The following is a 21,909-nucleotide window of genomic DNA, read 5'->3' as shown; positions in this document are numbered from 1 at the left end:
ATGTGTAACTTTTTTTCAACGCTCCGCCTCTGGATAGCCTGTTGTCGGCTTGCAGTATCCATTAAGGCGCGTGAAAAAAAGATCAAAATAATCATCACAGTGCCATCGCGGCCGATGTGCTGCGCAGATCCGGGAGGACCTGCGCCCTGTGATTGGCGGATCAGTTTCCGGTGGCCGATGTGACCGGCACCGGGTCCAGTTGCCGGCCCATTTCGCAGATCAGGAACGCGAGCGAATCGGCATTGTGCAAAATGACGTCCGTCCTGAAGTTCGCATTTTGCCCGTCCAGGAATGCATCCCTTGCCGTCTCCATGGTCGTGCTGCCCGTCAACCTCAGAATGGCCTTGCCGACGTGATAGGCCGTCGGGATTGAATCCAGGCTGATCCACGATTGCAGGTTGCTGTTCCAACGCGCAAACAGTTCCTCCTTCGGCGTGTCCAGCGACAAGGCTTCTCGCTGGAAGTCCAGTTGGGTCTGTTTCATGGCGGCACCGTAGGCCGTGATCGGCGCTACCAGATCGCTGAAGGGGCGCCGGGATTCAAGGGATGCAATGTCCACGGCCGCGGAAAACAGGTGAGCGAACTCGTGAATCAACGTGGCGGCCTGGCTGTGGCCGTCGACGTTGAAGGGCTCTGTCAGACAGGATTTGTACCAGTCGAGCTGTTGATCGAAGAACCTTTCGGTGAAATGCACGTGGCGCTGTTGATCCTTGTCCAGGACAAACGCAATGAGGTTGTCCTGCGGGTCCCGGTTTGAACCCACGATAAAACGATGGGAGTTCATCCAGTCTTCATCGGGGTCGACCAGCGCGTTGCAGATGGGGAGGATGGCGTCCTTGATCTTGTCGAGCAGCGCTGCGTTGACCTGGCCCACACCAAAGAAACCTTTGAGGAAGGTGTCCAGCCGGGTACCGGGGACGAATCTGCGCAGTTGCGCCATGTTGTGCAAACTGTTGAACGCGTAATAGCGCGCCATGTCGATGGCCTGCACGATCATTCGGGCTTTTTCGGGATGTCTGGCGCGAATCTCTTCCATCCCCCGAGCCTCGATGTTCAGCACCTCCCTGGCGACATGGGCATAGGCCAACTGGTTGTGCATTTTCGACATGGCCTTGCCGAAGTGCACCGTATGGATGTCCGGGTCGATCACCAGTCGCTTGTCTGGCGCAGTCAGCAATACCGGGCCTTGTTCCTGGTCCTTGATCATTCGCCAGGCCGGCCCGGTCTTGTCTACGCCATAGACCTTGCCGGCGATGGGGGCGTAGGTTTTTTTGCTCGCCGCATCGAGGTAGGTGCCGTCAGCGCTGTTTTTCGTCAGGTTCTTGAGTTCGACCATGGTTTCGAACGGTTGCAGCCGCGTGCGCAGCGGTGCCGTCGAATCGATCTCGGACCACTTTGCAGCGATGGCCGGTGTGGCAACCGGTGTGGCAAGGGTTTGCTGGGTTGCCTGGGCCGTGTCGGTCCATCCTTCGAGCGACAGCCTGCCCAATGAGATGAGTTGCGCCGCACCGGCGATGAACTCCTCCAGCGCAACTTTCCAGTGATGATCCTGCAGGGCTTGCGCCGAATTGAGGGCGTCCTTGTAGGCGTTCCAGAGAAACTGCACATAAGCGAGTTTGCCCGGCAACAGGCCGAGGATGCGCTGGATGCCGGCGCCGAACAGGTGTTTGACGGCCTCCCAGTCCGTTTGGCTTGCGGCGTGTGACTGGCTGCCCAGCATCTGCGACAGCAGTCGGGTGTTGTCGTGGTACAGCTGGGTGAGCAAGTTGCCGTCGATGGGGCTGGACCCGAGGGTGATCTCACTCAATTGCCCAACGGTGGAGCTGAACAGGTTGCGGAAGGCGGACTGCTCGCTGTCCGGCAGGCGTCGCAGCAATAGATCCTGCAAGGGCCCCGGGGTGTTCAGCGCCGAGACAAGGCTGGCCTCCGTGTCGAATTCGATAAAAGGCGAGCCGCCAGGGTGGTAAGGGGCATAGAGGATCTGCGGCCCGGCCTTTGCGTTGCCGGGGCTCACCAGGTACAGGCCCAATGCTTTGACCGCAGCGGCGCCGGTGGTCTTGATCAGCTCCAGTGGCCGGGCAATCGCTTGTGCTCCCTGCACGGCTGCCCGGGCCGTGGCATCCGGCATGTCCAGCACCTGTCGCAGCAAATCGAACGCGCTGCCGGATAGCCTCTGCAACAGCTTCAGTTGGTGGGCGTGTTGCAGCAGTTGCCAGGGCAGTTGTTTGACGAAGCGCTGCATCCGGTTTTCGGCGTCGGCCGTTGCACCGGACAACGTCTGCGTTACCTGCGCTGCGTAGCTTTGCACAATGTTCAGTGACTGCAGCAGTTGACGGACCGCGGCCTGGTCCAGCCCCTCGGGCAGCGCCTGGGTGGTTGTCGAGGAAACCTGGAATCCGGAGCCTTGCGCGACGCTGACATGGTTCAGGGCGAACTCGGTAAGGCTGCGGGCGGGACCGGTCAGGTTGAGGTTGGGGATGATTTGAATATTGTCGGGGTCCAGCGTAATGGCAGGGAAGCGATTGCCGAGCAACGTCGTCAGCCGTCCATGCACATACGACCTGAGGGGGGGGATCCCGTGCAAGTAGTCTTTGTCCTCCTCGACGCTGTTGCGGTATTGCTCCAGCAGTTCAACGTGCAGCCGCTGATCTTCAAGCGGGGCCATTCCAAGCCATGTGGGCAGTGACTGTTGCAGGATGATCGCCCGGGCGATCGAGGTGGCTCTGCGCAAATGGGTGTTGATCCCGGCGGTGGCCAGCGCTTTCAGCGCCTTTTTCTGCTTCGTGTCGTTCAGTTCCTGGCGGCGTGCGTGTTCGCAGCGAGCCAGAAAGTGATCGATGGAGGATTGTGCGACCTGCTTCAGTACTGACCCTTCGATCAGCCGCAGCGCACCCAGTGAGTAGCGTTGGTGGAAGACGCGTTGGCTCGGGGTGAGGTTTTCCAGTAGTGCCATGCGTTGTTGCGGGTCGAGCAGGCGCCGGTTCAGTTCCTGCCTGGCACGGCTGATGTTGTCAAACACCTCCAGCCCCTCGGCGGGCGTCCACAGGATGGTCCGGCCGGAATGCGAGGGATCGAGTCCGCCGCGCTCGGTCAGGAGCAGGCAATGGGCGAGCGGCAGGACATCCCGCAGACCGGAGCGCTCAAGGGTCAGTGAATAGGCATCGGGCCGGAACCCCTTCAAGGAGCGACGGTTACCTCTTTCGGCCTGATCCGGGTTGAACACCGTATCGACGATGGCGCGGTCCGCATCCGTGAATGTCGCGCTGAGGGTGCGCAGGCTGGCCTCGCCGCGGATGCCGACGGAAAGTGCATGGGCCAGGCGCGGCTGCAGGTTTTCCAGGTAGACCCGCTGCAACGCCAGTGAAGTGATCGGTTGTGCGGCGACGTCGGCGTTGATCAGTGTTTCGATGTCACTGAAGCTCTTGACGAACGCTGCCGCCGTATCGGCCAGCACCATGGACGGCTGCTGGTCGCCGGACAACACCGGCCGCGTGCTCCAGCGTCCGTCAGTCTCCAGCTTCAGCAGCCGCTCGTTGATCATCGAACGGATATCCAGCGCCTTGTCGAACAGGGCTTGGATGTCCACGGTGCCGTCACTGTGGCGGAACACTTGCAGGCTGTATTCCGCGTTCTGCAGTTGCTTGGTGACGATGGCGTCGAAGAGCTTGCTGAAGATCGCGCCGGAGATCGCTTCCCCGGTCACATTCGGCCGGTCAAAACCAATGAATCGCTGGCGTTCGTCCAGGCTCAGCAGGCCATAGAGCTCATCCTCGTGACCGGCCGCGCCGAACTTGCTCTGCACGGTATCGCGCAAGTCCTGATAGTCCTTGAGCACCTGCAAACCTTCGGTGGGCGTGTAGAGAAACGCATGACTGGCGCTGACCATCAGTGAACCGGCCAACTCAACATAGTTGGCCTGGTACTCCCACAGGCGCACGGTTTCGACCGTCATCGATGTGTTCGTCCGGCTGGCCGTCGAGATCAACGCGTGCAGATCCTGGCTTTGCTCCGGGATGATGATCCCGGCTTCGCGCTTGAGCAGCAATTGCACCCGCGCCTGATCGGCGATGGCCCGGCTGAAGAGTGCGCGACGCGAAGCGCCATTGGCACTCGCCGCGTCCCAATAGTGTTCGAGCTTTCCGATCAGCAGGCTGACCAGTTTGCGCGAGACAGTCGTGACCGCCGTTTCCCAGAGCGCTTGGTCAGCGTTTGCCGGGGACTTTTTCGGGTGGGAAAATTCATGGGCCTGCCCGGAGGGCCAACGCTGATGGCGATAGTGCAGGAGCACGGCGTCACTCAGCGACAGGGAATTGACCCAAGGTCGCGCCGCACGACTTGCGTCCTCGTTCCCTGCAGTCGCGGCCAGATAGAAATTCACCCGGGTCTGGCTCTGATCCACGCCGGGAAAAGACGCCGTCAGTTGTTCAGCCAGCAAAGCATCGAGCAGCGACGTCAGGGACGGTAGCGCCTTGAGTTCGTCGAGCAGGGCCTGGTCGTTGAGTTGCTGATGGCGGGAGAGGGTGGTGCGCTGGTCCTCGAACACGTCACCTTCAATGGTCTGATACTCCAGCCCGATATCGTCGGCAGCCACCACCGTCTTGCGTTGTGACAGCGCCATGAAGGCCAGCAGTTCATCGTCTTCGTTGGCTGCTTTGAGTTGTGCCGCCAGATGTCCGGTCAGGACCGAGCGGCTGGTGAACTTCTGTATACCGGCGTAGGGGGTGTAGAGAATCACGCCGTTGTCATCCGGCGTCGCGGTCAGCAAAAAACTGCCGGCCAGCGCCACGGGTTCCTGGCCAGGGATCTTCAGCAGGATTTTTTTCGCCAGCATGGGCGGCGTCTGCTCATCGCGCAGGGCCTGGCTGGCCAGTTCGATATGGCGGAACCATTCGAAATCCTTTTGCGCCAGCCCGTGGGTTTGGCCCAGTTCTCGCCAGAGTCCGGGCATCGTCAGTGCTTCGGGGAAAAACAGCGGAGTTATTGGTGTAGACATCGTCGAGTCTCGTTCAAGGGGCCACTCAAGGGCGCCTGTGGGTTGAGCATCGAGACTAAAAGCCGGTGCGTTGATGCCGGTGGTAAATAGATAACGCACGGGGCGTGGGCATTGGTGACACGGATATACCTCATCGCCCCCTGAGCGAAAGGTTGACAGGTCGCTCGTCGCGCGTTGTTAATCGGCGGGTCTTTGTACGCTGTTGTTCCCTCCAATAATCATTCTGGAGCTTCAGATGTCTGCGCCACACGATCACGCCTCTACTGCCGTCTCGTCACACCTGTCACTCGAAGCGCTGAGCGCTTTGCTGGAAAAGATTTTTCTGCGTCATGGCACCTCCGCCGAGGTTGCCAGGGTGCTGGCGCAAAACTGCGCCGGTGCCGAGCGCGATGGCGCCCACAGTCACGGAGTGTTCCGGATCCCGGGTTATGTTTCTACGCTGCAAAGCGGCTGGGTCAATGGGCAGGCCGTTCCGGTGGTCGAAGATGTGGCTTCGGGGTTTGTGCGGGTCGATGCCGATAACGGTTTTGCGCAACCGGCCCTGGCAGCTGCACGCGAATTACTGGTGCAGAAGGCCCGAAGTGCCGGTATTGCAGTGCTGGCGATCCGTAATTCGCACCATTTCGCGGCCTTGTGGCCGGATGTCGAACCCTTCGCGTATGAAGGGCTGGTAGCGTTGAGCGTGGTCAACAGCATGACCTGCGTGGTGCCCCACGGCGCCGACCGACCGCTGTTCGGTACCAATCCGATTGCCTTCGCCGCGCCGCGGGCTGACGGCGAACCGATTGTCTTCGACCTCGCCACCAGTGCCATTGCCCATGGCGACGTGCAAATTGCCGCACGCCAGGGCGAACGCTTGCCGCAAGGGATGGGCGTGGACAGCCTCGGCCAGCCGACGACCGACCCGAAAGCGATTCTTGAGGGCGGCGCGTTGCTGCCTTTTGGCGGACACAAGGGCTCGGCGTTGTCGATGATGGTCGAGTTGCTCGCGGCGGCACTGACCGGCGGCAATTTTTCCTTCGAGTTCGACTGGAGCAACCACCCAGGTGCCAAGACGCCCTGGACGGGCCAATTGCTGATCGTGATTGATCCGGACAAGGCGGCGGGGCAAAGTTTTGCCGAGCGCAGCCAGGAACTGGTGCGGCAAATGCACGGTGTCGGCCTGAAGCGTTTGCCGGGTGACCGGCGTCATCATCAGCGCGCCAGGTCGCTGGCCAATGGCATTGAACTGGATGCCCGGACGCTGGCGAACCTGCGGGAGCTGGCGGGGGAGTGATCCTCTCGGCAGGTGCGATAGAACTTGTGGGAGCGGGCTTGCTCGCGAAAGCGTCGTGTCAGCCAATATCCAAGTTGCTGACACACCGCCTTCGCGAGCAAGCCCGCTCCCACACAGGGTTCAGTGTTTGCCAGTGTTCAGCGACGCCCCAGCAGCAACCCCACCACCAGGCCAAACCCGGCGGAAATCGCCACGGTTTGCCATGGATGCCCGCCGATATAGGTTTCGGTGGCCTCGACCGCGGGCAGGGTGCGGTTGCGCACGCTGGTCACCGAATCCCTGGCCTGCTGGAGTTTCAGGGCGATTTGTCCGCGAAGGGTATCCGCTTCTTCCCCGACCAGTGAGGCGCTGCTTTTCAGCAGTTTTTCCGACTCTTCGATCAACGATTGAAGTTCGCTGAACGCTTGATCCTTGATTTGATCTTCGGCAGCTTGCGCGGCGGTTTTGCGGGCCATTGAAGTACTCCTTGCGGGTAAGTGGACAGTGAACAATGGAGTCTGCGGTCGTCGGAAAAGTTGCAGCTAAATTGCCCGGGAAGGTCATCTCGCTGAAAAACCGACGCAGGACATTTCGCCCTACAGTGTAAGATGTCGCCAATTTTACGCAGCAGGAAATTCCCATGAGCTTCAATCTGGCCGACAAACCCCTCGCCGAGCGCGCTGCGCTGGAAGACGAGAAATCCCGTCTGTTCGAACTCTGGCAAAACAACCTGGGCAAAGCCAAGGGCGAGGCCGCACGGTTGTTTGGTGAACGGGCCAAGCGCAAAGGCAAGTGGGCCGAATGGGTGCGCGCCGAACTGGACGGCATGTCGCCCCCGGAATACGCCAACATGGTGCGCAGCGAAGTCAATCGCCTGATGGCGGCCAACAAATAACATCGGTTGTCAGGCGAAACTCGCGACAATCGCCTCGCGCACTTTCAACACGACCGGGTCAAGCTGGGTGCTGGTGCGCCAGCCCAGCTCGATCGGGTAGCGCGGCAAGGCCAAAGGGCAGGGCAGCAGGGCCAGGCCGCTGAGCGTCGCGATGCTTCGGGCGGCATGGGCCGGAATGGTCGCCACGGCCTGGCTGCCCTTGAGCAAATGCGGCAGCGCGGCAAAATGCGTGGTCGAGGCGCACACCCGCCGACTCAGGCCCAGCGCCGCCAGTCCTTCATCCGTAATCCCGATAAAACCGCCGGAAGACACCAGGATGTGCTCGCGGGCCACAAACTCCTCAAGACTGATGCTCTGCTGGCCCTCGACCAGGCTCGAGGGGTCCGCCAGGCATAGATAACCACCTTCTCCCAGCACCTGACGGCTGAGCAGCCGCTCGGCAAACCCGCCCGCAGTGATCGCCAGGTCAATGCTGCGTTCCATCAATGCCTGGGCAACGATCTGGCTGTGGGTCTGGCGGAAAATCAGCCGCAACTTCGGCGCGCTCCGGGCGATTTCCTCGATCAGTCGTCGACCGTAGGCAATTTCGAAATCGTCCGACATTCCCACGGTGACCGAGCGCCCTTCGTACTGCTGCGCAGCCGGATCGACCATCGCCAGGCTCTGCCGGCATTTGTTCAGGGCCTCGCTGACCACCGGCTTGAGCTGATTGGCCTTGAGCGAGGGCGCCAGGCCGCGTCCGGTGCGTACGAACAGTTGATCGCCATACACCTCGCGCAACCGGCGCAAGGCCGCGCTGACGGCCGATTGCGTCACGCCCAGACGCAAGGCGGCACGGCTGGCGCTGGACTCTTCGTGCAGCGCTTCGAAGACTTTGAGCAGGTTGAGGTCGATGTTGGTGATATTCATTTGATTCATATCATTCAGCAGTGAATCGGTCTTTATTGATGATCACGTGGCGCCGGAGAATGAGCAACCCCTGATGCGAATGGAGATTTCGTGATGCCCAAATCAATCGTTGCGGCCTTGCAGATCGGCGCCTTGCCCGGTGGCAAGGCCGACACCCTGGAACAGATCCTGTCCTATGAACACACGATCATCGAATCCGGCGCCACGCTGGTGGTGATGCCGGAAGCACTGCTGGGGGGTTACCCCAAAGGCGAGGGCTTTGGTACGCAGCTTGGTTATCGGCTGCCGGAAGGGCGCGAAGCCTTTGCGCGCTATTTTGCCAACGCCATCGACGTGCCCGGCGCGGAAACCGAGGCGCTGGCGGCGCTGTCCGCACGCACCGGGGCGAATCTGGTGATCGGCGTCATCGAACGCGCCGGCAGCACCTTGTACTGCACGGCCTTGTACTTTGATCCGCAGGCCGGGCTGCTGGCCAAACACCGCAAGTTGATGCCCACCGGTACCGAACGGCTGATCTGGGGCAAGGGCGATGGTTCGACGCTGCCGGTGATCGACAGCCAGGTCGGGCGCATCGGTGCGGTGGTGTGCTGGGAAAACATGATGCCGCTGCTGCGCACGGCGATGTACGCCAAGGGCGTGGAGGTGTGGTGCGCGCCGACCGTGGACGAACGGGAGATGTGGCAGGTCAGCATGCGCCACATCGCCCATGAGGGGCGTTGTTTCGTGGTCAGCGCCTGTCAGGTCCAGGCCTCTCCCCAGGCCTTGGGCCTGGATATCGCCAACTGGCCGGCGGACCGGCCGTTGATCGCCGGCGGCAGCGTGATCGTAGGACCCATGGGCGACATCCTCGCCGGACCGTTGCGAGATGGCGCTGGTCTGCTGACCGCGCAGATCGATACTGACGACCTGGTGCGCGCCCGCTACGACTATGACGTGGTCGGTCACTACGCTCGCCCGGATGTGTTCGAGCTGACCGTGGACGAGCGCGCTAAACCGGGGGTGCGCTTCACGTCCTGATGCCCGGGGGCTTTGGCCAAACCAGTCAGACAACTTGATAACTTTGACCATTGCCCGCCACCCCAGGCAGAGCGAGTATTTCCCTGTTGATTACGGTTCCCCCAACCTAATAAGAAACACAAGGGATTCTGGCAATGCGCGATTACTTGTCTGCTACTGATCAGTTCAACTATCAGCACACCGTCGACGCCGCACTCGCAGGCGATCTGACGGCACTCAACGCCTGTGTCGAATGCTGTGACCGGCATGCCTTGCCGGGGCGCATCGCGCTGTTCTGGGAGGGGCGCGACGGCGCCAGTGCGAGCTACACCTTCACTGATTTGCAGGACAAGGCCGCGCGTTTCGCCAATTACCTGTTGGCCCAGGGCGTGAAGAAGGGCGACAAGGTCGCCGGCCTGCTGCCACGCAACATCGAATTGCTGATCACCGTGTTTGCCGCCTGGCGCATTGGCGCGGTGTATCAACCGCTGTTCACCGCGTTCGGCCCCAAAGCCATCGAGCACCGCCTGAGCTGCTCTGGCGCCAAAGTGGTGGTGACCGATGGGGTGAACCGGCCGAAACTCGCCGAAGTCGCCGACTGCCCGACCATCGTTACGGTCACCGGCCCCAAAGGGCAGGGCCTGGTGGGTGGCGATTGCAGTTTCTGGGCCGAGCTGTCCAACTATTCCGCCGACTGCGAACCCGTGCTGCTGACCGGGGAAGATCCGTTCCTGCTGATGTTCACCTCGGGCACCACCGGCCCGTCGAAAGCGCTGTCGGTGCCGCTCAAGGCCATCGTTGCATTCCAGAGCTACATCCGCGACGCGGTTGACCTGCGCCCGGAAGACGCCTTCTGGAACGTCGCCGACCCGGGTTGGGCCTACGGCATTTACTACGGTGTCACCGGGCCCCTGTCGATGGGGCATCCGATCACCTTTTACGATGGCCCGTTCACCCTCGAAAGCACCTGCCGGGTGATCAACAAGTACGGGATTACCAACCTCACGGGTTCGCCGACGGCCTACCGTTTGCTGATTGCCGGCGGTGATGAGTTCGCCAGGTCGATCAAGGGCAAGCTGCGCATCGTCAGCAGCGCCGGCGAGCCGCTGAACCCGGAAGTGATCCGCTGGTTCGCCGACAACCTCGACGTGGTCATCCACGACCACTACGGCCAGACCGAACTGGGCATGGTGCTGTGCAACCACCATGGCCTTGAACACCCGATTCACATGGGCGCCGCCGGTTTTACCTCGCCGGGCCACCGCATTGTGGTCCTCGATGACGAATACAAGGAACTGGGTGTTGGCCAGCCCGGCATCCTGGCCATCGACCGCAGCCAGTCGCCGATGTGCTGGTTCGCCGGCTACGAAGGCGTGCCGACCAAGGCCTTTGTCGGCAACTACTACTTGAGTGGCGACACCGTCGAGTGGAACCCGGACGGCAGCATCAGCTTCGTCGGTCGCAGCGATGACGTGATCACCACCTCCGGCTACCGGGTCGGTCCGTTCGATGTGGAAAGTGCGCTGATCGAACACCCGGCCGTGGTCGAGGCCGCCGTGGTCGGCAAACCCGATCCGGAGCGTACCGAACTGGTCAAGGCGTTCGTCGTGCTCAGCCCGCAATACCGCGCAGAACCTGCGTTGGCCGAAGAGCTGCGCCAGCACGTGCGCAAGCGCCTGGCGGCGCATTCCTACCCCCGTGAAATCGAATTTGTCAGCGAGTTGCCGAAAACCCCAAGCGGCAAATTGCAGCGCTTTATCTTGCGCAACCAGGAAATCGCCAAGGCTCAAGAGGCTGCGGCGAAGAACCTTCCAGCTTGAAAGGGAAACAATGATGCAGATCCAGAACAAGATTTTTATCGTCACCGGCGGTGCTTCCGGCCTCGGTGCAGCCACCGCCGAGGTGCTGGTCGCCGCGGGCGCGAAAGTGATGCTGGTGGACATGAACGCCGAAGCCGTTGCAGCCCAGGCCAAGCGCCTTGGCGCGCATAGCGTGGTGGCGGACATCAGCAACGAAGCGGCGGCCGAAGCGGCCGTGCAGGCGACGGTCGAAGCCTTTGGCGGCCTCAATGGCCTGGTCAATTGCGCCGGCATCGTGCGTGGCGAGAAGATCCTCGGCAAGAACGGTCCGCACTTGCTGTCCAGTTTCAGCCAGGTGATCAACGTCAACCTGATCGGCAGCTTCAACATGCTGCGCCTTGCGGCAGCGGCGATTGCGCAATCCGAAGCGGACGCCGATGGCGAGCGCGGCGTGATCATCAACACCGCGTCTGCCGCGGCATACGACGGTCAGATCGGTCAGGCGGCCTATTCGGCGTCCAAAGGGGCCATCGTCAGCCTGACGTTGCCGGCGGCCCGCGAACTGGCGCGCTTCGGCATCCGTGTGATGACCATCGCCCCGGGCATTTTCGAGACGCCGATGATGGCCGGCATGACCCAGGAAGTTCGCGACTCCCTGGCCGCTGGCGTGCCATTCCCGCCGCGTTTGGGCAAACCGGGCGAGTATGCCGGGCTGGTGAAGCATATTATTGAAAACAGCATGCTCAACGGCGAGGTGATCCGTCTCGACGGTGCCTTGCGCATGGCCGCCAAATAAGGAGGATTTGTCATGACAATGTCCAACGATCCGATTGTAATCGTCAGCGCCGTCCGCACCCCGATGGGTGGTTTCCAGGGCGAACTGAAAAGCCTGACCGCGCCGCAACTGGGTGCCGCCGCTATCAAGGCCGCCGTTGAACGCGCCGGCGTTTCCAGTGACAGCATCGACGAAGTGCTGTTTGGCTGCGTTCTGCCGGCTGGCCTTGGCCAGGCCCCTGCGCGCCAGGCGGCATTGGGTGCCGGGCTGGATAAATCGACCCGCTGCACCACCCTGAACAAGATGTGCGGTTCGGGTATGGAAGCGGCGATCCTGGCCCACGACATGCTGGTAGCCGGCAGTGCCGACGTGGTGGTCGCCGGTGGCATGGAAAGCATGTCCAACGCGCCTTACCTGCTGGACCGCGCCCGTGCCGGTTACCGCATGGGCCATGGCCGGGTGCAGGACTCGATGTTCCTGGACGGCCTCGAAGACGCCTACGACAAGGGCCGCCTGATGGGCACCTTCGCCGAAGACTGCGCCGAAACCAACCGCTTCAGCCGTGAGGCCCAGGACGCGTTCGCCATCGCTTCGACCACCCGCGCGCAACAGGCGATCAAGGACGGTAGCTTCAAGGCCGAAATTGTCCCGCTCACGGTGACAGTCGGCAAAGAGCAAGTGGTGATCAGCAACGACGAGCAGCCGCCAAAAGCCAAACTGGACAAGATCGCTTCGTTGAAACCGGCGTTCCGCGAAGGCGGCACGGTGACGGCGGCCAACTCCAGTTCGATCTCCGATGGTGCGGCGGCATTGGTGCTGATGCGCCAGTCCCAGGCACAGAAACAAGGCCTGAAGCCGTTGGCGGTGATCCATGGCCACGCCGCGTTCGCCGATACACCGGGGCTGTTCCCGGTGGCGCCGATTGGCGCGATCAAGAAATTGATGAAGAAAACCGGCTGGTCGCTCAATGACGTCGATCTGGTGGAAGTCAACGAAGCCTTCGCCGTGGTCGGCATGGCCGCGATGACTCACCTGGAAATCCCCCACGAGAAACTCAACGTGCACGGCGGTGCTTGCGCCTTGGGTCACCCGATCGGGGCGTCCGGTGCGCGGATTCTCGTGACCTTGCTGTCGGCCCTGCGCCAGAAAGGCCTGAAGCGCGGCGTCGCGGCGATCTGCATCGGTGGCGGTGAAGCGACGGCGATGGCCGTGGAATGCCTGTATTAAGACCAACACCAATCCCTGTGGGAGCGAGCTTGCTCGCGATAGCGGTGGGTCAGATAGCAATAGTGTTGACTGACACAGCCTCATCGCGAGCAAGCTCGCTCCCACAGGGTTCTGCGTCGTAACCAGATTCAAGGATTCACCATGATCCCCAATGACGACCAACAACAAATCCGTGACATGGCCCGGGACTTTGCCCAGGAACGGCTCAAACCCTTCGCTGCTGAATGGGACCGCGAACACCGCTTCCCCAAGGAAGCCATCGGCGAGATGGCCGGGCTGGGCTTCTTCGGCATGCTGGTGCCGGAGCAATGGGGCGGATGCGACACCGGTTACCTGGCCTACGCCATGGCGCTGGAAGAAATCGCCGCCGGCGATGGCGCCTGTTCGACCATCATGAGCGTGCACAACTCCGTGGGGTGTGTGCCGATTCTCCATTACGGCAACGACGAGCAGAAGGAACGCTTCCTCAAGCCGTTGGCCAGCGGCGCGATGCTCGGCGCTTTCGCCCTGACCGAGCCCCAGGCGGGTTCCGACGCCAGCGGCCTGAAAACCCGTGCGCGCCTGGAAGGCGACCACTACGTGCTCAACGGCTGCAAGCAGTTCATCACCTCCGGGCAGAATGCCGGGATAGTGATTGTGTTTGCGGTGACCGATCCGAACGCCGGCAAGCGTGGCATCAGCGCGTTTATCGTACCGACCGATTCGCCGGGCTATAAAGTCGCGCGGGTCGAGGACAAGCTCGGCCAGCACGCTTCCGACACCTGCCAGATCCTCTTCGAAGACGTGAAGGTGCCGGTGGCCAACCGTTTGGGCGAAGAGGGCGAAGGCTACAGGATTGCCCTGGCCAACCTGGAAGGCGGTCGCGTCGGCATCGCTTCACAATCGGTGGGCATGGCCCGCGCCGCGTTTGAAGCGGCTCGCGACTACGCCCGTGAGCGCGAGAGCTTCGGCAAGCCGATCATCGAGCATCAGGCCGTGGCGTTCCGCCTGGCGGACATGGCCACCCAGATCGCCGTGGCGCGGCAAATGGTGCACTACGCCGCCGCTCTGCGCGACAGTGGCAAGCCGGCCCTGGTCGAGGCGTCGATGGCCAAGTTGTTCGCCTCCGAAATGGCCGAGAAGGTATGCTCCTCGGCGCTGCAAACCCTCGGCGGATATGGTTACCTCAACGACTTCCCGCTGGAGCGGATCTACCGCGACGTGCGGGTGTGCCAGATCTACGAAGGCACCAGCGACATTCAGCGCATGGTCATCTCGCGCAACCTATAAAAAAGCAGGCCCTCTGTAGGAGCTGCCGCAGGCTGCGATCTTTTGACGTTGATTTTAAAGATCAAAAGATCGCAGCCTGCGGTAGCTCCTACAAGGGATCTGGTCTTATGTGAAACAGGAGTTGTTTATGAGCTACGAAACGATTTTGCTGGAAACCCACGGCCGCGTTGGCCTGATCACCCTCAACCGTCCTCAGGCGTTGAACGCGTTGAACGCGCAGATCGTCAGCGAACTGAACCAGGCCCTCGATGGTTTCGAGGCGGATGCGAACATCGGCTGTATCGTCCTGACCGGTTCGAAAAAGGCGTTTGCCGCGGGTGCCGACATCAAGGAGATGGCCGAGCTGACCTACCCGCAGATCTACCTCGACGACCTGTTCAGCGACAGCGACCGCGTTGCCAACCGCCGCAAGCCGATCATCGCGGCGGTCAACGGCTTTGCCCTGGGTGGCGGCTGTGAGCTGGCGCTGATGTGCGACTTCATCCTGGCTGGCGATAACGCCAAATTTGGCCAGCCGGAAATCAACCTCGGCGTGTTGCCGGGCATGGGCGGCACCCAGCGCCTGACCCGCGCCGTGGGCAAGGCCAAGGCCATGGAAATGTGCCTGAGCGGGCGTTTGATCGATGCCGTGGAAGCGGAGCGTTGCGGCATCGTGGCGCGGATCGTGCCAAGCGATGAGCTGCTGGACGAAGCGCTGAAAGTCGCGGCGTTGATCGCCAAAAAGTCGCTGCCGATTGCGATGATGGTCAAGGAAAGCGTCAACCGTGCCTTTGAAGTGAGCCTGGCCGAAGGCGTGCGCTTTGAGCGTCGGGTGTTCCATGCGGCGTTTGCGACGCAGGATCAGAAGGAAGGCATGGCGGCGTTCATTGCCAAGCGTGAAGCGGAGTTCGTCGGTAAGTAATGCGGCGTATTTGCTGACGCTATCGCTGGCAAGCCAGCTCCCACAGGGTCCGGGGTGTACACAACATGTGTGAACAACCGCAAACATTGTGGGAGCTGGCTTGCCAGCGATGCCTTTAAGGCTTCAAACCAGTTTACAGCCAAAAGATCGCAGCCTTCGGCAGCTCCTACAGGGCTTTGTGTAGGAGCTGCCGAAGGCTGCGATCTTTTGCTTTTAAACCAGATAGTTCTTCAGTTCACGGGCAATCACCATCCGCTGAATCTCGCTCGAGCCTTCGTAGATCTGCGTGATCCGCGCATCGCGGTAGTACTTCTCCACCGGATAGTCTTCCAGATACCCGTACCCGCCATGAATCTGAATCGCGGACGAGCAGACCTTTTCCGCCATTTCCGACGCAAACAGCTTGGCCTGTGACGCCTCCGACAGACAGGGTTTGCCAGCCGTGCGCAGGCGCGCGGCGTGCAGGATCATCAGCCGTGCAGCGTTCAATTGCATGTGCATGTCGGCCAGCAGGTTGGCGATGCTCTGGTGTTCATTGATCGTCTTGCCAAACTGCACACGGTCACGGGAGTAGGCCAGCGCCGCTTCGAACGCCGCGCGGGCGATGCCCAGCGCCTGGGCGGCGATGCCGATACGGCCGCCTTCGAGGTTGGACAGGGCGATGGCCAGGCCTTTGCCGCGTTCACCCAGCAGATTGGCTTCGGGGATGGTGCAGTTGTTCAGGGTGACGGCGCAGGTGTCGGACGCGCGGATACCCATTTTGTGTTCAGTGCGGTCAACGATAAAACCGGCGGTATCGGTCGGCACCAGGAACGCCGAGATGCCGCGTTTGCCCAGGTCCGGATCGGTCACGGCAAATACAATCGCCAGCTTCGCGCGCTTGCCGTTGCTGACGAATTGCTTGGCGCCGTTGATCACCCACTGGCCGTCGCGCAGTTCGGCGCGGGTGCGCAGGTTGTGCGCTTCGGAACCGGCCTGGGGTTCGGTCAGGCAGAAGCAGCCGATGACCTTTCCGCTGGCCAGGTCCGCCAGCCAGGTCTGTTTCTGTTCTTCGCTGCCGTAGTTGAGCACCGGCCCGCAGCCCACGGAGTTGTGGATGCTCATGAAGGCGCCGGTCGCACCGTCGCCGGCGGAAATCTCTTCTACTGCCAGCGCATAGGCCACGTAGTCGACATAGGTGCCGCCCCATTCCTCGGGGACCACCATGCCCAGCAGGCCCAGTTCACCCATCTTCGCCACCAGAGCGTCATCGATCCAGCCGGCCTTTTCCCAGGCCTGGGCATGGGGCGCGATTTCGCCACGGGCAAAATCCCGGGCCATGTCGCGGATCATCACTTGCTCTTCGCTCAATTCGATATCGTGCATGGCTCAGCCCTCGTTCCGGTCAAACCCGCTGAAGAAGCTCGCCACGTGTTCGGCGTCCAGCGCCTGAAGAGTGGGCGGGTTCCAGCGTGGTGTCTTGTCTTTGTCGATCAGCAAGGCGCGCACGCCTTCGATCAGGTCGCCGCGCTCGAACCACTGGCGGTCCAGGTGCAGCTCAAGGGCGAAACATTGTTCAAGGGGCAGCTCGCGTCCGCGACGGAGCATTTCCAGGGTGACGCCCATGGCCAGCGGCGAGCGGGTTTCCAGCAGGTCGGCGGTGCTGACGGCCCACTCATGGCTGTCGGCGACCGTGACCTGGCGCAGTTGCTCCACAATACTCGGCACGTCGGGTTGGGCGAAGAAGTGGTCGATGGCCGGACGCAATGCACTCAAGGGCGCGTCGGGCAGTTGCTGCACGGCGAGTGTTGCCAGCAGGCCTTGCAGGTCCTTGAGCGGCGTGTCGTGCCATTCGAGCTGGTCGAGTTTTTCGTCCAGTGTGCCCAGCCTGGCGCTTTCGAGGTACCAGTCGGCCAGGCCGCAATACAGCGCATCGGCGGCGCGAATCTGCACGCCGCTGACGCCCAGGTAAATTCCCAGCTCACCGGGAATGCGTGGCAGGAAGTAACTGCCGCCGACGTCCGGGAAATAGCCGATGCCGACTTCCGGCATCGCCAGACGGCTTTTTTCGGTAACCACGCGCAAGTCTGCGCCTTGCACCAGGCCCATGCCGCCGCCGAGGACAAAACCGTCCATCAGCGCCAGCACCGGTTTGCGGTAATGGTGGATCGCGAGGTCGAGGGCGTATTCCTCGACGAAGAAATCTTCGTGCAGGGTGTCGCCGCTTTTGAAGCTGTCATGCAGCGAACGAATGTCGCCGCCGGCGCAGAAGGCTTTTTCGCCGGCACCGCGCAGGACCACCGCATGCACGTGCGGGTCGTGGGCCCAGGCGTCGAGCTGGCGGTGCAGGTTGCGCACCATGTCCAGGGTCAGGGCATTGAGGCCGGCGGGGCGGTTGAGGGTCAGGTGACCGATGTGGTTGCGAACCTCGGCCAGCACTTCGTTTTGCATGGCATCCATGGACAGCGTCCCCTTCGATGTAACCTGAGCAGTCATCACTAACTCCCTGCTTTTATTGTTCTTTATCGAGATGCTCGCGCGCGAGCGATGGCGGATCGTATCAGTGCAAATTTGCCTTGTACAAGCCGGATAAGTGCAGGTTATCTGTGCATTTTTGCATGTGGATGTCCGGCATTGTTACAGCGTAGACCACGGCGGATTCAGGCAAACGCTGCGAGCAGATCCTCTTCGAAGGCCTTCTGTGCATCCCCGGCCACCTGTGCCCGGTGCCGGGCCAGGTGAAACGCGACGTCGAAACTCATGTCGCTGCGCCGCACCGACCGCAACAATCCCTTGTCTTCCCAGGAGCGGGCAAAGTGGCTGGGCAGATAACCGACATGCTTGCCGGACAGGATGAAGGCGAGGGTGCCTTCGACCTGTTCCGAACGGGCCGAACACCGCTCGCCCTGAAAGGGCTCGTCACTGCGCAGGAAACGGTAGGGGTGACCGACCCGGTCGCTGGCCTGCAAGTCCTGATCGTCCGGGTTCTCATTGGAGAACAGTGGATGGCCGGGGGCGCAATACAGGTGCTGGGTTTCAATGAACAGTTCGCGGTAGTCAAACGCGCTTTGCACCTGCGAGAAGTAGCCGATGGCCAGGTCCAGCCGCTGTTGCAGCAGCAAGCGCTCCATCTCGCCGGGCATGGCGCTGATCAGCTCGATGCGCACCGACTCGTCCCGTTCACGAAAGCGCCGGATCGCCTCGGCCACCCGCTGCAACACCGATTGATCCAGCGCCTCGGACAGGCCCAGGCGCACTTCGCCGATCAAGCGCCCGGCGACGCCGTTGGACTGATGGCGGAAGGCTTCGATGGACTCGAACAGTCCACGGGTGGCGCTGAGGAGTTGTTCGCCCTTGGGTGTGATCCTGAACCCGCCTTTACCGCGACTGCACAGCCGATAGCCGAGGCGGGTTTCCAGCTTGGCCATCTGCTGGCTGATGCTCGACTGGCTCAACCCCAGTTGGCCCTGGGCGGCGCTGAAACCGCCGCACTCCACCACGCTGACAAACAGACGCAACAGGTGCAGGTCCAGATCATGCAGTTGGCCGAGCATCAAACATTACTCCGTCATAAAGTCAGGTTAATTAACTTGATATTTCACCAATGTATCCGACGACGCATCCTGCAACCACTTCCTCTGGTCAGGTGTTCGTCATGGCTCCCATGTTCAAGCTGTGTTTACCCGCGTTATTCCTTGCCATGGCCGCATCGGCCCAGGCCGAGGACAAGGTGGTCAATCTGTACAGTTGGGCCGATTACGTCGCCCCCGAAACCCTGCAACGGTTCGAGCAGGAAACCGGCATTCATGTGCGCTATGACACCTTTGATTCTTCGGAAGTGCTGGAGACCAAGTTGCTCACTGGCGGCAGCGGTTATGACGTGGTGGTGCCGTCCTCCAGCGTGCTGGCCCGGGGCCTTGCCGCCGGGGCGTTGAAACCGATTCCCCACGAAGGCCTCAAGGGGTACGCCAACCTCGATCCGGATTTGCTGGAAAAGCTCGCCGCCGTCGATCCCGGCAACCGCTACGGTGTGCCTTATACCTGGGGCACCCTGGGTTTGGGCATGAACGTCGAGGCAGTCAAGCAGCGCTTGCCGGACGTACCGCTCAACAGCCTGGATCTGCTGTTCAAACCCGAGTACGCGAGCAAGTTGAAAGATTGCGGCATCGCCATTCTCGATTCACCCCAGGAGGTGATCGGACTCGCTTTGCATTACCTGGGTAAAGATCCCTACAGCACCGACAAGAACGATCTGTCAGCCGCCGAGGCGTTGTTGCGTCAGCTGCAGCCGAACGTGCTGTACGTCGCCACCGGGCGGCAGATCAGCGACCTGGCCAATGGCAGCGTGTGTTTAGCGCTGACCTACAACGGTGACGCGAGCATGGCTGCCGACCAGGCGCGCAAGGCCAGCAAACCCTATGAAATTGCCTACCGGATTCCCAGGGAAGGCACCCTCGTCTGGCAGGACAACCTGGCGATTCCCAAGGACGCGCCGCACCCCGAAGCCGCCCGTGCGTTTATCGAGTTCATGTTGCGCCCCGAGTCCGTGGCGGCACTGACCAACACCCTGTTCTTCGCCACGGCGAACCAGGCTGCGACGCCGCTGGTGGATGAAGCGGTGCGCACCGATCCGGACATCTATCCGTTGGCCGATGTGCGCGAGCGGCTGTATGCCGACCGCAGCATGAACCTCAAGGACCTGCGTCAGCGCACCCGCCTGTGGACCACTTTCCGTAGCCGCCAGTAAGAAAAAGACAAGGAGCCTTCAATGGACGTCCCGATGCAAAACGATCAAGCCCTTACCCGTGACAGCCTTTACGGCACGGCCGCCGAAAGCACCTACGCCGGTATCACCAGTTTCATGCGTCGCCGCTACAGCCGTGACTTGCGCGGGGTCGACGTGGCGGTCAGCGGTGTGCCCTTTGACACCGCCACCAGCAACCGCCCCGGCGCACGCTTCGGACCTCGGGGCATTCGCGCCGCCTCCGCCGGGATCGCCTGGGAACGGCACTGGCCGTGGGCCTTCGATCCGTTCGACCATCTGGCGGTAATCGATTTTGGCGATTGCAAATTCGATTACGGGTCGCCGCAATCGACGCCGGAATGCATCGAGGCCCACGCCGAGCACATCCTCAACGCCGGCACGGCGATGCTCACCTTTGGCGGCGACCACTTCATCACCTATCCGCTGCTCAAGGCCCATGCCCGCAAGCACGGGGCATTGTCGCTGATCCACTTCGATGCCCACAGCGACACCTGGCCGGACGAAGAGGGCAAGCGCATCGACCACGGCACCATGTTCTGGCACGCGGCCAGGGAAGGGCTGGTGGATCCATCGCGCTCGGTGCAAATCGGTTTGCGCACCACCAATGACGATCACCAGGGCTTTCAGGTACTGGACGCGCGACAGGTGCATCGCCGTGGCTGCGAAGCGATTGTCGAGGCGATTCGCGCGCGGGTCGGCGATAACCCGGTGTACCTGACCTTCGACATCGACTGCCTCGATCCGGCATTCGCCCCAGGTACCGGAACGCCGGTGTGCGGCGGCCTGAGCACGGTGCAGGCGCTGGAGATCCTCGGTGGCCTGCGCGGGATCAATCTGGTGGGCATGGACGTAGTGGAAGTGGCGCCGGCCTATGACAGTGCGGAGATCACCTCACTGGCGGCGGCGACATTGGCGATGGAGATGCTGTGTCTGTATGCGGCCAGGCATAAGGTCGACAAGTAGTACAGGGTCGAAATGTGGGAGCGGGCTTGCTCGCGAAAGCGGTGTGTCATTCAACACCAATGTCGACTGATACGACGCCTTCGCGAGCAAGCCCGCTCCCACAGTCGTGATGGGTCAGGCTACGGGAACGATTGGCAAGTCGAGGACCTGACCACCGCTGAACCGCGTGAACGAACCGGCAATGGATTCGTGCGGCACGCCTTTGGCCACGTCACTGACGCCGTCCAGCCGTGCCACCTGCTCAGCACTCAACTGCACAGTCAGCGCGCCCAGCGTGGCGTCCAGCTGCTCACGAGTCCGCGAACCGAGGATCGGAATCAGCGCCGTGGTCGAGCGCCTGGCCTTTTCCCGCAGCCAGGCAATGCTCACGTGGGTCGGGCTGGCGCCGAGTTCTGCGGCGACGTCGATCAAGGTGTCGAGCAGGGCGGTTTCGCGGGCGCTTTTTTCAGCATGAATCAGCACACCGAGCTTGTTCGCGCGATTGTCGCCTTCGCTGTTGCGATACTTGCCAGTGAGGAAGCCGCCACCCAGGGGCGACCACAGCGTCGCGGCCAGGCCAAGGGCTTCGGCCATCGGCAGCTGTTCGCGCTCGGCGGTGCGTTCGGCGAGGCTGTACTCGACCTGGATCGCAGCGATCGGCGCAAAACCACGGACTTCAGCCAGCAGGTCGGCGCGGGCGATGCGCCACGCGGGGAAGTTCGACAGCCCGGCATAGTGGATCTTGCCGGCACTGACCAGGTCGTCGAAGCCGCGCAGGATCTCTTCCATGGGGGTGACGCCGTCGCTCATGTGGGCCCAGAACAGGTCGATGTGATCGGTGTTCAGTCGTTTCAGGCTCTCTTCGACGGCGCGTACCATGTTCTTGCGGCTGTTGCCGGTGTGGGAAATACCGGCCGCCGGTGTAGTCCCAAGGGTGTATTTGGTGGCGATGACCAGGCTATCCCGTTCCGCCTGGATGAATTCGCTGAGCATGGCCTCGGACTGTCCGCCCTGGTAGCCATTGGCGGTATCGATGAAGTTGCCGCCGGCTTCCAGGTAGCCATCAAAAATGCGCCTGGCTTCGTCACGCTCGGCACCATGGCCCCAGCCGGTACCGAAATTACCGGCACCCAGAGCCAGTTCGGACACTCGCAAGCCGGTTTTACGACCGAAAACTTTGTAATGCATGGGATAACTCCAGAGG

The 21,909-nt window shown here is 61.7% G+C and carries 17 protein-coding genes; 10 read left to right on the top strand and 7 right to left on the bottom strand.

Going from position 1 to position 21,909, the window contains the following annotated elements; all coding sequences use genetic code 11:
* Positions 1–160 precede the first annotated feature (160 nt).
* Entirely contained in the window at positions 161–4,993 is a 4,833-nt protein-coding gene (locus KW838_RS00545) for a DUF6543 domain-containing protein (protein WP_218500010.1), read from the bottom strand.
* 235 nt (positions 4,994–5,228) lie between these two features.
* On the opposite strand from KW838_RS00545, the gene KW838_RS00540 reads away from it, so the two are divergent.
* Entirely contained in the window at positions 5,229–6,269 is a 1,041-nt protein-coding gene (locus tag KW838_RS00540) for an Ldh family oxidoreductase (protein ID WP_218500009.1), read from the top strand.
* 137 nt (positions 6,270–6,406) lie between these two features.
* Here KW838_RS00540 and KW838_RS00535 read toward each other — a convergent pair whose 3' ends face one another.
* Positions 6,407–6,724 carry a YqjD family protein gene (locus KW838_RS00535; RefSeq protein ID WP_015094973.1) on the bottom strand — a complete coding sequence of 106 codons (318 nt, stop codon included), beginning with the start codon at positions 6,722–6,724 and terminating at the stop codon, positions 6,407–6,409.
* A 164-nt stretch (positions 6,725–6,888) separates the two neighbouring features.
* Here KW838_RS00535 and KW838_RS00530 point away from each other — a divergent pair, with 164 nt between their 5' ends.
* Positions 6,889–7,143, top strand: coding sequence for a hypothetical protein (locus KW838_RS00530; RefSeq protein WP_007970091.1), 255 nt, complete (start codon positions 6,889–6,891; stop codon positions 7,141–7,143).
* A 9-nt stretch (positions 7,144–7,152) separates the two neighbouring features.
* On the opposite strand, the gene KW838_RS00525 is transcribed toward KW838_RS00530, so the two are convergent.
* The gene (locus KW838_RS00525) at positions 7,153–8,061 is read right to left on the bottom strand and encodes a LysR family transcriptional regulator (RefSeq protein WP_102700774.1); all 909 of its coding nucleotides are present in this window, start codon (positions 8,059–8,061) and stop codon (positions 7,153–7,155) included.
* An 84-nt stretch (positions 8,062–8,145) separates the two neighbouring features.
* Between KW838_RS00525 and KW838_RS00520 the strand changes: the two genes are divergently transcribed.
* The 6 genes from KW838_RS00520 to KW838_RS00495 all read left to right on the top strand — a co-directional run bounded on the left by KW838_RS00520 (position 8,146) and on the right by KW838_RS00495 (position 15,019).
* Complete coding sequence (locus KW838_RS00520; RefSeq protein ID WP_218500008.1) at positions 8,146–9,069, top strand: carbon-nitrogen hydrolase family protein; 924 nt, start codon at positions 8,146–8,148, stop codon at positions 9,067–9,069.
* A 134-nt stretch (positions 9,070–9,203) separates the two neighbouring features.
* Positions 9,204–10,868, top strand: coding sequence for an AMP-binding protein (locus tag KW838_RS00515; RefSeq protein ID WP_218500007.1), 1,665 nt, complete (start codon positions 9,204–9,206; stop codon positions 10,866–10,868).
* A gap of 13 nt (positions 10,869–10,881) precedes the next feature.
* Complete coding sequence (locus KW838_RS00510) at positions 10,882–11,643, top strand: SDR family NAD(P)-dependent oxidoreductase (protein WP_218500006.1); 762 nt, start codon at positions 10,882–10,884, stop codon at positions 11,641–11,643.
* A 12-nt stretch (positions 11,644–11,655) separates the two neighbouring features.
* Positions 11,656–12,849, top strand: coding sequence for an acetyl-CoA C-acyltransferase (locus KW838_RS00505; protein WP_218500005.1), 1,194 nt, complete (start codon positions 11,656–11,658; stop codon positions 12,847–12,849).
* A gap of 141 nt (positions 12,850–12,990) precedes the next feature.
* Entirely contained in the window at positions 12,991–14,118 is a 1,128-nt protein-coding gene (locus KW838_RS00500; protein ID WP_102700769.1) for an acyl-CoA dehydrogenase, read from the top strand.
* A 127-nt stretch (positions 14,119–14,245) separates the two neighbouring features.
* A complete protein-coding gene (locus KW838_RS00495; RefSeq protein ID WP_218500004.1) occupies positions 14,246–15,019 on the top strand; it encodes an enoyl-CoA hydratase in 774 nt (257 codons plus the stop codon).
* Between the two features lie 213 nt (positions 15,020–15,232).
* Here KW838_RS00495 and KW838_RS00490 read toward each other — a convergent pair whose 3' ends face one another.
* The 3 genes from KW838_RS00490 to KW838_RS00480 all read right to left on the bottom strand — a co-directional run bounded on the left by KW838_RS00490 (position 15,233) and on the right by KW838_RS00480 (position 18,552).
* Positions 15,233–16,384, bottom strand: coding sequence for an acyl-CoA dehydrogenase family protein (locus tag KW838_RS00490; RefSeq protein WP_218500003.1), 1,152 nt, complete (start codon positions 16,382–16,384; stop codon positions 15,233–15,235).
* 3 nt (positions 16,385–16,387) lie between these two features.
* A complete protein-coding gene (locus KW838_RS00485; protein WP_218500002.1) occupies positions 16,388–17,494 on the bottom strand; it encodes an enoyl-CoA hydratase/isomerase family protein in 1,107 nt (368 codons plus the stop codon).
* Between the two features lie 164 nt (positions 17,495–17,658).
* Positions 17,659–18,552: a LysR family transcriptional regulator gene (locus KW838_RS00480; protein WP_218500001.1), complete on the bottom strand. Its 894-nt coding sequence runs from the start codon at positions 18,550–18,552 to the stop codon at positions 17,659–17,661.
* A 101-nt stretch (positions 18,553–18,653) separates the two neighbouring features.
* Between KW838_RS00480 and KW838_RS00475 the strand changes: the two genes are divergently transcribed.
* Positions 18,654–19,745: a polyamine ABC transporter substrate-binding protein gene (locus KW838_RS00475; RefSeq protein ID WP_218500000.1), complete on the top strand. Its 1,092-nt coding sequence runs from the start codon at positions 18,654–18,656 to the stop codon at positions 19,743–19,745.
* 21 nt (positions 19,746–19,766) lie between these two features.
* A complete protein-coding gene (speB, locus tag KW838_RS00470; protein WP_095966674.1) occupies positions 19,767–20,726 on the top strand; it encodes an agmatinase in 960 nt (319 codons plus the stop codon).
* A gap of 114 nt (positions 20,727–20,840) precedes the next feature.
* Here speB and KW838_RS00465 read toward each other — a convergent pair whose 3' ends face one another.
* The gene (locus KW838_RS00465) at positions 20,841–21,893 is read right to left on the bottom strand and encodes an aldo/keto reductase (RefSeq protein ID WP_102700765.1); all 1,053 of its coding nucleotides are present in this window, start codon (positions 21,891–21,893) and stop codon (positions 20,841–20,843) included.
* Positions 21,894–21,909: the final 16 nt, after the last annotated feature.

This window comes from Pseudomonas sp. PDM27 (assembly GCF_019219205.1).
Lineage (GTDB): Bacteria > Pseudomonadota > Gammaproteobacteria > Pseudomonadales > Pseudomonadaceae > Aquipseudomonas > Aquipseudomonas laurylsulfatiphila.
This window is presented reverse-complemented; position numbering and strand designations above follow the sequence as displayed.

What these genes read in the sequence shown, in the direction of transcription:
- KW838_RS00465 (WP_102700765.1), bottom strand. Translation starts at nt 21,893, where the DNA reads ATGCATTACAAAGTTTTCGGTCGTAAAACCGGCTTGCGAGTGTCCGAA.
- KW838_RS00475 (WP_218500000.1), top strand. Translation starts at nt 18,654, where the DNA reads ATGGCTCCCATGTTCAAGCTGTGTTTACCCGCGTTATTCCTTGCCATG.
- KW838_RS00545 (WP_218500010.1), bottom strand. Translation starts at nt 4,993, where the DNA reads ATGTCTACACCAATAACTCCGCTGTTTTTCCCCGAAGCACTGACGATG.
- KW838_RS00540 (WP_218500009.1), top strand. Translation starts at nt 5,229, where the DNA reads ATGTCTGCGCCACACGATCACGCCTCTACTGCCGTCTCGTCACACCTG.
- KW838_RS00500 (WP_102700769.1), top strand. Translation starts at nt 12,991, where the DNA reads ATGATCCCCAATGACGACCAACAACAAATCCGTGACATGGCCCGGGAC.
- KW838_RS00505 (WP_218500005.1), top strand. Translation starts at nt 11,656, where the DNA reads ATGACAATGTCCAACGATCCGATTGTAATCGTCAGCGCCGTCCGCACC.
- KW838_RS00525 (WP_102700774.1), bottom strand. Translation starts at nt 8,061, where the DNA reads ATGAATCAAATGAATATCACCAACATCGACCTCAACCTGCTCAAAGTC.
- KW838_RS00530 (WP_007970091.1), top strand. Translation starts at nt 6,889, where the DNA reads ATGAGCTTCAATCTGGCCGACAAACCCCTCGCCGAGCGCGCTGCGCTG.
- KW838_RS00495 (WP_218500004.1), top strand. Translation starts at nt 14,246, where the DNA reads ATGAGCTACGAAACGATTTTGCTGGAAACCCACGGCCGCGTTGGCCTG.
- speB (WP_095966674.1), top strand. Translation starts at nt 19,767, where the DNA reads ATGGACGTCCCGATGCAAAACGATCAAGCCCTTACCCGTGACAGCCTT.
- KW838_RS00485 (WP_218500002.1), bottom strand. Translation starts at nt 17,494, where the DNA reads ATGACTGCTCAGGTTACATCGAAGGGGACGCTGTCCATGGATGCCATG.
- KW838_RS00515 (WP_218500007.1), top strand. Translation starts at nt 9,204, where the DNA reads ATGCGCGATTACTTGTCTGCTACTGATCAGTTCAACTATCAGCACACC.
- KW838_RS00490 (WP_218500003.1), bottom strand. Translation starts at nt 16,384, where the DNA reads ATGCACGATATCGAATTGAGCGAAGAGCAAGTGATGATCCGCGACATG.
- KW838_RS00480 (WP_218500001.1), bottom strand. Translation starts at nt 18,552, where the DNA reads ATGCTCGGCCAACTGCATGATCTGGACCTGCACCTGTTGCGTCTGTTT.
- KW838_RS00520 (WP_218500008.1), top strand. Translation starts at nt 8,146, where the DNA reads ATGCCCAAATCAATCGTTGCGGCCTTGCAGATCGGCGCCTTGCCCGGT.
- KW838_RS00535 (WP_015094973.1), bottom strand. Translation starts at nt 6,724, where the DNA reads ATGGCCCGCAAAACCGCCGCGCAAGCTGCCGAAGATCAAATCAAGGAT.
- KW838_RS00510 (WP_218500006.1), top strand. Translation starts at nt 10,882, where the DNA reads ATGCAGATCCAGAACAAGATTTTTATCGTCACCGGCGGTGCTTCCGGC.